Below are 11,131 nucleotides of genomic sequence, written 5' to 3' on the forward strand. Positions count from 1 at the left end.
GCGGGTCTTTGGGGCGAGTGAGGAGTCTACGACCCGGCACCGACAGTCCGCCGACGAACCACCCGCTCCCCGGGGGACACCCGGCGGTGCTGCCGTGCGCGCCGGGCACCCGCTCGCGCGGGCGTACGTTGGGCGGACAGCAGATCCACCGACCGGACCCGACGGAGCGCACACATGACCAAGGCAGGCCAGGAAGCAGAGCGCGGCGAGACGATTCTGGAGGTCTTCGAGACCGCCTTCGGCGATCTCCTCGCCGCCGACCCGGCGGCCTTCCAGACGAAGTTCCGCAAGATGGCCGCCTCCGCCTTCGCCTTCTACCGCGGCACGGCCTGCCTCTTCTACGCCGACCTGCACGAGGGCCGGGACAGCGGCCCCTTCCTCGACGAGCGCACCAGCCGGGTGTGGATACACGGCGACCTGCACGCGGAGAACTTCGGCACCTACATGAACGCGCACGGCCGCCTGCTGTTCAACGTCAACGACTTCGACGAGGCGTACGTCGGCCCCTTCACCTGGGATCTACAGCGGTTCGCCGCCTCGGTGGCGCTGCTGGGCTACAGCAAGGCGTTCAGCGACACGCAGATCACCTCGCTGGTGACCACCTACGCCGACGCCTACCGCGACCGCATCCGCGCCCTGCTCTCCGGCGCCTCGGAGAGCGAGCCGCCGGCCCTCACCCTGGACACGGCGCGCGGTCCCGTGCTGGACGCCCTGCACTCCGCCCGCGCGAACACCCGCTTCGGGCTGCTGGGCACCATGACCGAGATCCGCGACTGGGAGCGCCGCTTCACCCCGGGCGGCGGCTCCATCGAGCTGGACAAGGCGACCAGGGAGACGGTCCTGGAGTCCTTCGACGCGTACCTGGAGACGCTGCCGCGCCACGAGGGCCGCGAGCGGCACGGCGCGCACCGGGTCAAGGACGTGGTGGGGCGGCGGGGCATCGGCATCGGCAGCGCGGGCCTGCCCTCGTACAACATCCTGCTGGAGGGCCACAGCGACGCGCTGGAGAACGACCTGGTCATCTACATGAAGCAGGCGCAGACCCCGGCGGTCTCACGGCACATCACCGACCAGGCGGTGCGCGACTACTTCCGGCACGAGGGGCACCGTACGGTGATCTCGCAGCGCGCCCTCCAGGCGCACGCCGACCCGTGGCTGGGCTGGACGGAGCTGGACGGAGCGGGCCAGCTGGTGGCGGAGGTCTCCCCGTACGCGGTGGATCTGGACTGGTCGGACCTGTCGGACCCGCACGAGATCGGGCAGGTCACCGCCGACCTCGGGCGGGCGACCGCGACGATGCACGCGGCGGCCGACGAAGCGGAGAGCGGCCACAGCCTGGTGCCGTTCTCCACGGAGCAGGCGATCGACGAGGCGATCTCGAAGGACGAGGACGGCTTCCGCGCGATGCTGGTGGACTTCGCGCACTCCTACGGCGCCACCGCCCGCCGCGATCACCAGATCTTCGTCGACCTGTTCCGCAACGGCCGGATCGCCGGGGTCTGAGGCCCGGCCGCGGCGTCGGCCCGGGCACCATTACGGGCGTCGGGAACATCCCGGGCGTCCGGCGGCCCGTGAGGCAGCCGGGTCCGCGACCTTTAGGGACCGCTTACGCGTCCTCATGGCACACTCGGTCACCATGGGTGCGGTAGGCATACGAACAGCGCGGGCGGGGCTCTTCACGGCCCTGTGCGTCGCGCTGTCCTGCGGCTCGCACGTGCTGCTGTCCGGTGCCCCCGTCCCGCTGCGCCCGCTGCTGGCGGTCTCGGCCCTCGTCTTCGCCCTGGCGTTCGCGCTCGCGGGGCGCGAGCGCGGCTTCGGGCGGATCGCCGCCGCTCTCGTGCCGCTGGAGCTGGCGGCCGACACGGTCTTCACCACCGGGCAGCACGCCTGCTACGGGCAGGCCGGCGGTCCGGTGACGGGGCCGCTGCGCTCTGTGGGCGTGGATCTGCTGTGCGGCGGCGGCAACGTCGGCACCCCGCTGGCCAGGATGGCCGCGCGCGGCGCCGACACCGGCGCGTACCCGCTGGGCGTGCACGGCGTACCCGGTGCCGCGCTCCCGTGGCTGCTGCTGGCCGCGCACGTGTGCGTGGGCCTGCTGGCCGCGCTGTGGCTGCGGCGCGGCGAGGCGGCGCTGGCCCGAATGCTGCGGGCGGTCGCCGCCACCGCCTTCCGTCCGCTGTGGTGCGCCGTGGCCGCCTGCCACACCGCCTCGGGCAACACGGGACCGGCCCGCCCGGCACGCCCACGGGCAGCCCCCGCGCCCCGCGCGCTGCCGCTGCTGACGCACTCCGTGCACCGTCGCGGCCCGCCCGCGCTCACCGCCGCCCCGGCGGCCTGAGCACGGTCGGGTTCCATTCGCGTACGGACATCACGGAGAAGAGAAGAACACTCATGAGCAAGCGCAACAGCCCCGAAGCCAAGCGTGCGGCCCGCGAGCGGCTGCGGGTCGAGCGGGAGAAGCAGGCCAAGAAGGAGCGCACCCGGCGGCAGTTGCTGGTCGCCCTGACGGTGGTCGGTGTGCTGGTCGTGGTGGCCGGCATCGGAGTCGCCGTCGCCAAGCTGAACGGCAAGGACTCCAGCGGCGACGACATGGCCGTCACCACGGGCGGCGCCAAGGCAGAGAAGACCATCGACGTCTACGAGGACCTGCGCTGCCCGGCGTGCGCCAGCTTCGAGCAGGCCATGGGCGAGCAGTTGCAGAAGGGTGCGGACGACGGCAAGTTCAAGCTGCGCGTCCACCTCGGCTCGATCATCGACGACAACATGGGCGGCAAGGGTTCCAAGAACGCCGCCCGCGCGCTGGGCGCCGCCAAGGCGGTGAGCATGGACGCCTTCGTCGACTACAAGCACCAGCTCTACTCGAAGAAGTGGCACCCCGAGGAGCAGGACGACAAGTTCGCCGACAACGCCTACCTGCTCAAGGTCTCCGACGAGGTCCCCGCTCTGAAGGACAACAAGAAGTTCGAGAAGGCGGTCGAGTCCAAGAAGTACAACAAGTGGGCCAAGGACATGATCGCCAGCTTCAACGGCGCCGAGATCCAGGGCACTCCGACCGTCAAGATCGACGGTGAGCAGGTCCAGCCGCAGGACCTGCCGGGCAAGCTCAAGGACATGGGCGTCGACGTGAAGACGGGCGGCAAGGAAGAGAAGAAGTAACGCCCGCGGCGGCGGGAGGGTCTTTTGAGACCTTCCCGGCCGGCGTAAGGGAAGGGGCGGACCGCACCGTGTGTGCGGTCCGCCCCTCTTTCTTGCCGCCGCACGTCAGCGACTTCTTACCATCGCACGTCAGCGACGGCCCGGCCGGCCGCGTGCGCGTCCGCTCTCCCCGGCAGGGGCCGGGTACAGGCCCGCCGCGCGGCTACAGCGTCTCCAGGAAGCCCAGCGCCGTGCGCCAGGTGGCTTCCGCCGCGTCCTGGTCGTGGTCGTCGAGCGAGGCGTGGGTGTACAGGTGCCCCACGCCGGGGTACCGGTGGATCTCGACGTCGGCGCCGGCGCGCTGCATGCGCAGGTACCAGGCGGTGAGCCAGTCGTGGGGCTCGAAGGCGTCCGGGTCGCCGACGTGGAGCTGGACGGGGAGGTCGTCGACGTCGGCGTCCTCGGGGATGTCGGACGTCCCCGAGAAGAGCAGGAGGCCCCGGGCCCTCTCGTCGGCCAGCGCGAGGGTCTGGGCGACGGAGCCGCCCAGGGAGAAGCCCGCGTAGACCAGCCCCTGGTCCAGGAGCGGAGCCGTCGCGGTCACGGCCCGCCTCAGCAGCTCGTCGCGGTCGGGGCTGTCCTCCTTCTCCCGCATCCGCATGCCCTCCTCGACCGAGGCCGCGGTCCGGCCCTCGAACAGGTCGGGGGTGGTCACCTCGTGTCCCGCGGCGCGCAGCCGCTCGGCCGCGGCGTGCACGTCCGCCGTGAGCCCGCACACGGAGTGGAAGAGGACGATCGATCGGGGTGCCACTGGATGTCACTTCCTTCACAAAGGGCCGGGGTGAGCGCCCTGGAGCCGGTTACTCCACATGGTGCCAGGTACGGTCGTCGGTGGCCTGGACGGCCGCGGGCACGGCCGTGCGCGCGGCCGTCGCCCCCGGCGCGCGGCGCCCGCGGGGTCCCCTAGGAGAAAGGCGACCATGGAGAACGTGCTCCGGCCCGTCATCGTCTTCGGTGGCGCGATCGTGCTGTCGTACGTACTCGCCTGGGCTCTCGACCGCCTGCTGGTCCGCCTCGACGCCCGGCACCCCGAGACCCCGATGTGGGGCCTGCTGCGCAGTGGCCGGGTCCCCTTCAACGCGGTGCTCTTCGTCGCGCTGGTGAGCGGTTTCTTCGGCTCCACCCACCTGGCCAAGGACCACAGGGAAGGGGTCGACCTGTGGCTGACGGTCATCACGATCGGGGCCTCGGCCTGGCTGATCCTGCGGATCGTCGCCGCGATAACCGAGACGATCGCCACCCGGTACGCGGGCGCCACCCACGACCCGGCGCGCGGCCGGCGGGTGCGCACGCAACTGACGCTGATCCGGCGGCTGATCACCGCCGTGGTGACGGTGATCGCGGTCGCGGCGGTACTGCTCCAGTTCCCCGGCATGAAGACGTTCGGCACCTCGATGCTGGCCTCGGCCGGTGTGCTGGGCATCGTCGCCGGTATCGCCGCCCAGTCCACGCTGGGCAACCTGTTCGCGGGGCTGTCGATCGCCTTCGGTGACATGGTGCGGATCGGCGACGAGGTCGTGGTGGAAGGCGAGATGGGAACCGTGGAGGAGATCACCGTCTCCTACCTGGTGATCTTCACCTGGGACGAGCGCCGCATCACCATGCCGGTCTCGTACTTCACCAACAACCCGTTCGAGAACTGGTCGCGCGGCGGTCCCCAGATGACCGGCACCGTCTACCTCCAGCTCGACCACGCGGCGCCCGTCACCGAACTGCGCGCCAAGGCCGAGGAGCTGATCAGGGCGAGCGACGAGTGGGACGGCCGCAGCTGGAGCCTGGTCGTCACCGACACCACCCCCTCCACGATCGAGGTACGGGTCGCCATGACGGCGCGCTCCTCCGGCGACCTGTGGACACTGCGCTGCTCGGTGCGTGAGCAGCTGCTGGCCTGGCTGCGGGACGAGCACCCGCAGGCGCTGCCGGGTATCCGGGTCACCTCCCCGCAGGAGAAGACGCTCTGACCCGGCCCCCTGGGCGCGTCCGGTTCACACGCCCCCGGGCTCGGGCTGCCCGGGGGACGTTCCGGAAAGTGGGCCGCGCGGGCTGACCGGGGGACGTCCGCGCAGGTGGGGTCAGACGCCGCGGAAGCTGCGGACGTCGAGCTGGTGCAGCACCCGGTCCACGACCTCGGGGTCCACCCCGGCCTCGCCGCGCGCGGCGATCACCTCGTGGCGGGCGGCGGACAGCAGCTCGCCGTTGAGGCGCCGCATCTTCTGCAACCGGTCCACGCGCTTGCGGTGGGCGGCCCGGCGCTCGTCGTCGACGATGTCGGGGGAGATCCGCGCCCCCATGTCCCAGACCCTCCTGGCCAGCGCCTCGGAGACCTCCTCCGGCAGGTCCTCGACCTCCTCGATCTCCCTGAGCCGCTTGCGGGCCGCCTTGGCCACCCGCACCGCCAGCTGCCGCTCGACCTCGCGCTCCGCGGCGCTGTCGGCCTGGACGTTCAGCCGGTTGACGAGCCACGGCAGGGTCAGCCCCTGGAAGACGAGCGTGACGATGACCACGGCGAACGCGATGAAGATGATCGCCTCGCGCCCGGGGAACGCACCGCCGCCCGCCTCCGGCTCCAGACTCAGCGGCACCGCCAGCGCCAGCGCGACCGAGGCGACTCCGCGCATCCCCGACCACCACACGACGACGGTCTCGCGCCAGTTGCGCGGAATGTCCTCGTCCAGGTCCTTGCGCCGGTGCAGCCGCTGGGCCAGCCACGCGGTCGGCAGCAGCCACAGCAGCCGCAGCACGACGACGACGCCGACGACCGCGCCCGCCGCGGGCAGCAACTGGCGCCACTCCTGCTGGACCGTGCCGAAGATCGTGTGCAGTTCCAGTCCGATCAGCCCGAAGGCGATGCCGGTGACCAGGGTGTCCACGATCTGCCAGAACGTCTGCCCGGCGAGCCGCCCCTGCACGTCGTCCGCGTCCACGGCGTGCCCGGAGGCCAGGTAGAGCGCGGTGGTCAGCACGCCGAGCACGCCCGAGCCCATCAGCTCCTCGGCGAGCACGTAGGAGGCGAAGGGCACCAGCAGGGTCAGCCCGGTCTGGAGGGTGGCGTCGCCGAGGTAGCTCATGAGCTTGTTGGCGAGCCAGCCGAGCCCGAGTCCCACGGCGACCGCGACCACGCCGGAGAGCACCAGTTCGCCCGCGGCGACCGGCAGGGAGAAAGAGCCGGTGACGGCGGCCGCGATCGCCACGTGGTAGAGGGTGATGGCCGTCACGTCGTTGAACAGGCCCTCGCCCTCCAGCGCGGAGACCAGGCGGCGGGGAAGGCCGACGTTGCCGGCCACGGCGGTGGCCGCGACCGGGTCGGGCGGCGCGACCAGGGCACCCAGCGCGACGGCACCGGCGAGGCCGAGCCCGGGCACCAGCGCGTTGGCGACGGCGGCCACGGCGGCGGTGGTGACGAAGACCAGCGCGACCGCCATCAGGAAGATCGGTCTCTTGTTCGCCGCGAACTGGCGCCAGGAGGTGCGCTGCGCCGCCGCGTAGATCAGCGGCGGCAGCACGAGCGGCAGGATGTACTCGGGCGGCAGCGAGACGTTCGGAATGGAGGGGACGACCGCCAGCACCCCGCCGAACAGGGTCATCAGCACCGGCGAGGGCAGGTTGAGCTTGTCCCCGAGCGGGACCATGACGACGGCGGCGAGCAGCAGGGCGAAGAAGAGGGCGAGCTGATCCATCGGTCAGGAGCTCTCCGCCCGCACCCGGTCGAGCGCCACCTGGAGATCGTCGGGGTAGGAACTCTCGTACTCGACCCAGCGCCCGTCGCCCGGATGTTCGAACCCGAGGCGCACGGCGTGCAGCCACTGCCGCTCCACCCGCAGCCGCTTGGCCAGCTTCGGATCGGCCCCGTAGGTGAGATCGCCCACACACGGATGCCGGTGCGCGGCCATGTGCACCCGGATCTGGTGGGTGCGGCCCGTCTCCAGCTTGATGTCGAGCAGGCTGGCGGCCCGGAACGCCTCGATCAGGTCGTAGTGCGTCACCGAGGGCTTGCCGTCGGAGGTGACCGCCCACTTGTAGTCGTGCTGCGGGTGGCGGCCGATGGGCGCGTCGATGGTGCCGCTGAGCGGATCGGGGTGGCCCTGGACCAGCGCGTGGTACCGCTTGTCCACGGTGCGTTCCTTGAACTGGCGCTTGAGCAGCGTGTACGCGCGCTCGGACTTGGCGACGACCATCAGCCCCGAGGTGCCCACGTCCAGCCGGTGGACGATGCCCTGGCGCTCGGCGGCGCCCGAGGTGGCGATGGTGTATCCGGCGGCGGCCAGCCCGCCGATGACGGTCGGCCCGCTCCAGCCGGGGCTGGGATGCGCGGCGACACCGACCGGCTTGACGATCACCACGATGTCGTCGTCGTCATGGACGATCTCCATGCCCTCGACGGGCTCGGCCACGATCCGCACCGGCTGCGCCTGCTGGGGCATCTCCACCTCCAGCCACGCCCCGCCCTGCACACGGTCCGACTTGCCCGCCGGCGCCCCGTCCAGCAGCACCTTCCCCTCCGCGGCCAACTCCGCCGCTTTGGTCCGCGAGAAGCCGAACATCCTGGCGAGCGCGGCATCGACGCGCTCACCCTCCAGGCCGTCGGGTACGGGCAGGGTCCGGGTCTCAGGAAGCGTGCTCACCTGATCGAGTATGCCGGACACACCCGTACGGCCCGCACGGCCGCACCCGGGCACTCCCTCACCCGCGCGGCCCACCCGGGGGTGCGGCGCCCCTGCCGCGAGCGGACGGTGTCACCACGGACAGCCCTTGAGCCCGGGGGTCGGCGAGCTTATGCGGAGGGACCAGCGGATGACGCCGCGCAGGACACCCAAGCGCCCCGCCCTGGCCGTGGTCACAGCTCTGGCGACAGCGTGCCTCACCCTCGTCCCCGTCCCGGTAGCGGCCGCCGAGGGCATCACGGGGCCGTGCGCGATAGCGCCCGGGTCCGGCACCGACGAGGGGCCCCTCGGGGCGGGCTACGTCCGGCCCCGGGGGCACAAGCGCGCGCTGATGCTGATGGTCGACTTCCCCGACCACCCCGCCACCACCCCGGCCGGCGAGCGCGCCCGCTTCTTCTCCCGGTACGGCGACCGCTTCCTCGACCGCGCCTCCTTCGGCAAGTACCGCCTGGAGGTCGCCCCCAGCGCGGACTGGATACGCATGCCGCGGCCGTGGTCCTCCTACGGGATCACCCGCGGCATCACCACGGGACTGATGCGCGGTTACGTCCGGGACGCGCTGGAGGCCGCGCAGCGCCAGGGCACCGACGTGAGCGGCGCCGACCTGGTCTTCGTCGTCGCCGACAGCAACGTCCCCGCACCGCCCACCGTCTCCCAGGCCCACACCTTCGAGGGACTGCGGGCGGGCGGCACCCCGGTGCACGGAGCCGCGCTCATCTTCGGCCGGGCCTCCGACTCGGCGCTGTGGCAGCGCGGCAACTTCGTCCACGAGGCCAACCACCTCTACGGGCTGCCCGACCTCTACAACGTCTCCCAGAACGCCTCGGTCGAGTACGCGGGCGGCTGGGACACGATGAGCATGGCAGGAATATCCGACCTGCTCGGCTGGCACAAGTGGAAGTTCGGCTGGCTGGCCGGCTCCCGCGTCGGCTGCGTCACCGCGCCCGGCACCAGCGAGCACACCCTCTCCCCCGTCAGCAGCCGGAACGCGGGCATCACCGTCGTGCGGACCGGCAGCCACAGCGCCATCGTCGCCGAGGCCCGCACGCGCACGGGTCTCGACCGGGACATCTGCGCGGAGGGTGTCCTCGTCTACACCGTCGACTCCCGCACGCCCACGGGCGAGGGTCCCGTCCGGGTGGTCGACTCCCGGCCGCGCAGCGGCGGCGGTCCCGCCTGCGCCGACCGGCTGCCCACCGAACTCGCCGAGATGTCCGACGCACCGTTCACACCGGGCGAGAGCCACACCTTCCGCGGCGGGGTGCGCGTCACGGTCACCGGGGCGACGCACGACGGCTACCGGATACGGGTGCACGTCCCCGGCCGGGAGGGGTGACACCGGCGGGAACGGACGCGCCCGCCCGGGGACCGCCGCGGGGCGGAGGCCGCGGAGGCGGCGAGCGGTCCCGGACGACTCGGGACGCGGGTCAGTCCCGGTGGACGGTGCCGTCCGGGTCGAGGCCGCGGAAGGAGAGCAGCACGATCAGGATGCCGCCGCAGACGATGGCCGAGTCGGCGAGGTTGAAGACCGCGAAGTGCCTGGGGGCGATGAAGTCCACCACGGCGCCCTGGAAGACCCCGGGCGCGCGGAAGATCCGGTCCGTCAGGTTGCCGCAGGCGCCGCCCAGCAACAGCCCCAGCGCGATGGCCCACGGGGTGCTGTAGAGCTTCCGCGCGATGCGGGCGATCACGACGACGACGGTCGCCGCGATGACCGTCAGCACGATCGTCAGCGCCTCGCCCACGCCGAACGCGGCGCCGGGGTTGCGGATGACGTTGAGCTGGAGCCAGGAGCCGAGCACCTCGATCGGCGCGTGGTTCTCCAGCTCGGCGACCACCACCAGCTTGCTGACCAGGTCCAGCACGAGGGCGAGCGCCGCCACCGCGACCAGCACGGGGATCCGGCGCCTGCCCTTCGCGGGCGCGGGCGACTGCCCGCCCTCGCCCCGCTGTTCGTCACCTCGCTGTGCGTCCTCGGCCACACCGGCCGCGCGGTCGTCGGGGCCCTCGCCGGTCCGGTCCACCTCAGTCACGCCTTGAGGGTACGACACCCGCGCCGGGCGCGGGTCATCGGCGGTCAGCGGCGCTCCTGCTTCTGCTTGCACTCCACGCACAGCGTGGCCCTGGGGAACGCCTGCATCCTGGCCTTCCCGATCGGCTGGCCACAGTTCTCGCACAGGCCGTACGTGCCCGCGTCCAGCCGCTCCAGGGCCCGCTCGGTCTGGTACAGCATCTCGCGGGCGTTGGCGGCCAGCGCCATCTCGTGCTCGCGGGTGATGTTCTTGGTGCCGGTGTCGGCGTCGTCGTCGCCCGCCCCGTCACCCGAGTCGCGCATCAGGCCGTTGAGCGCCTCGTCCGCCGAGGCGATCTCGTGCTTGAGGCGGGACACCTCCTCGCGGAGCCCGGAGCGCGCCTCCTCGACCTCCTCGGGGGACCAGGGGTCCTCGCCGGGGCGGACGGGCAGTTCCCCGGGGGCGGCGGACCCGGTGCCGTTCCGCGCCGAGGGCACCGCCTCGGCCTGCGCCTTGGACGTCTTCTTCGCAGCCACCGTCTCAGCTCCCGTCGTGTTCTGCGCGGCCTCTCCGGCGGGCGCCTGGTGAGCGTCGCCCGGCCGGTCCGCGGCCGCGTCGGCCGCTGTCACTTCCGCCGCGGCCTCGGATGCCGCGGGCCTTGCCCCCGCGGCCTTCTTCGCCGCGGCCTTCTTCGCCGGAGCCTTCGCCGGTGCCTTCTTCTCCCCCGCCTTCCTGGCCGCCGTCTTCTTTTCCCCCGCCTCCCCACCGGGAACCTTCTTGGCCGCCGCCTTTTTCGTGGCTTTCTTCGCCCCCGCCTTCTTCGCCACCTTCTTCGCGGCCCTCTCCTCCGCCACCATGACCGCGACCCCTTCACATTTTGTGATCTTGCTCGCGAAACGTGACCGGAACGATAAATCGACTTGGGGCGCACAGCAACGGGGCACGCCGGGTCTGCATCCGTTGTGCCCCGCCCGGCGGGTCGAAAACCGCTCCACCGCCCCGCGCGGAGCCCCGTACACTGGGGGCGGCGTGAGGCGATGAAGGGGACGAGTAACCCCGTAGGCAGCCCCAAGCGATCCGGGGACGGTGGGAGCCCGGAGGCGAGCGCGGCGTGAAGATCACCCCCGAGCCGCCGGAAGAAAGCTCCACGGACACCCTCCGGGAGCGAGTAGACCCGGCAGCGCTGCCCCAATGAGGGGGCGGAGGGCCCGCACCGGGCCCGCCGCCAAGGAGGGTGGTACCGCGGGTCCGCCGCCGCAAGGC

Annotated in this window: 10 protein-coding genes; 5 read left to right on the forward strand and 5 right to left on the reverse strand. The window is 72.1% G+C overall.

What is annotated here, in order from left to right:
• Positions 1-174 precede the first annotated feature (174 nt).
• The 3 genes from DQ392_RS20860 (at position 175) to DQ392_RS20870 (ending at position 3,156) form a co-directional block, all read left to right on the forward strand.
• Complete coding sequence (locus tag DQ392_RS20860; RefSeq protein ID WP_114017159.1) at positions 175-1,503, forward strand: DUF2252 domain-containing protein; 1,329 nt, start codon at positions 175-177, stop codon at positions 1,501-1,503.
• 133 nt (positions 1,504-1,636) lie between these two features.
• The gene (locus DQ392_RS20865; RefSeq protein WP_114017327.1) at positions 1,637-2,338 is read left to right on the forward strand and encodes a hypothetical protein; all 702 of its coding nucleotides are present in this window, start codon (positions 1,637-1,639) and stop codon (positions 2,336-2,338) included.
• A 53-nt stretch (positions 2,339-2,391) separates the two neighbouring features.
• Positions 2,392-3,156 (forward strand): thioredoxin domain-containing protein, encoded by a 765-nt coding sequence (locus DQ392_RS20870; RefSeq protein ID WP_114017160.1) that lies wholly within the window; start codon positions 2,392-2,394, stop codon positions 3,154-3,156.
• A 202-nt stretch (positions 3,157-3,358) separates the two neighbouring features.
• On the opposite strand, the gene DQ392_RS20875 is transcribed toward DQ392_RS20870, so the two are convergent.
• The gene (locus tag DQ392_RS20875; protein WP_114017161.1) at positions 3,359-3,946 is read right to left on the reverse strand and encodes a dienelactone hydrolase family protein; all 588 of its coding nucleotides are present in this window, start codon (positions 3,944-3,946) and stop codon (positions 3,359-3,361) included.
• A 169-nt stretch (positions 3,947-4,115) separates the two neighbouring features.
• Between DQ392_RS20875 and DQ392_RS20880 the strand changes: the two genes are divergently transcribed.
• Complete coding sequence (locus tag DQ392_RS20880; protein WP_114017162.1) at positions 4,116-5,156, forward strand: mechanosensitive ion channel family protein; 1,041 nt, start codon at positions 4,116-4,118, stop codon at positions 5,154-5,156.
• 111 nt (positions 5,157-5,267) lie between these two features.
• Here DQ392_RS20880 and DQ392_RS20885 read toward each other — a convergent pair whose 3' ends face one another.
• Positions 5,268-6,872, reverse strand: a complete 1,605-nt coding sequence (locus DQ392_RS20885; protein WP_114017163.1) for a Na+/H+ antiporter — start codon at positions 6,870-6,872, stop codon at positions 5,268-5,270.
• Between the two features lie 3 nt (positions 6,873-6,875).
• The gene (locus DQ392_RS20890) at positions 6,876-7,817 is read right to left on the reverse strand and encodes an RluA family pseudouridine synthase (protein ID WP_114017328.1); all 942 of its coding nucleotides are present in this window, start codon (positions 7,815-7,817) and stop codon (positions 6,876-6,878) included.
• A 169-nt stretch (positions 7,818-7,986) separates the two neighbouring features.
• Between DQ392_RS20890 and DQ392_RS20895 the strand changes: the two genes are divergently transcribed.
• Positions 7,987-9,192, forward strand: a complete 1,206-nt coding sequence (locus DQ392_RS20895) for a metallopeptidase domain-containing protein (protein ID WP_114017164.1) — start codon at positions 7,987-7,989, stop codon at positions 9,190-9,192.
• Between the two features lie 91 nt (positions 9,193-9,283).
• Here DQ392_RS20895 and lspA read toward each other — a convergent pair whose 3' ends face one another.
• Positions 9,284-9,889 carry a signal peptidase II gene (gene lspA / locus DQ392_RS20900; RefSeq protein ID WP_425470565.1) on the reverse strand — a complete coding sequence of 202 codons (606 nt, stop codon included), beginning with the start codon at positions 9,887-9,889 and terminating at the stop codon, positions 9,284-9,286.
• A 44-nt stretch (positions 9,890-9,933) separates the two neighbouring features.
• Positions 9,934-10,725 carry a TraR/DksA family transcriptional regulator gene (locus DQ392_RS20905; protein WP_114017166.1) on the reverse strand — a complete coding sequence of 264 codons (792 nt, stop codon included), beginning with the start codon at positions 10,723-10,725 and terminating at the stop codon, positions 9,934-9,936.
• Between the last annotated feature and the right edge of the window lie 406 nt (positions 10,726-11,131).

Origin of the sequence: Streptomyces reniochalinae, from assembly GCF_003323735.1 — a bacterium.
In the GTDB taxonomy this organism is placed as follows: Bacteria; Actinomycetota; Actinomycetes; order Streptomycetales; family Streptomycetaceae; genus Streptomyces; species Streptomyces reniochalinae.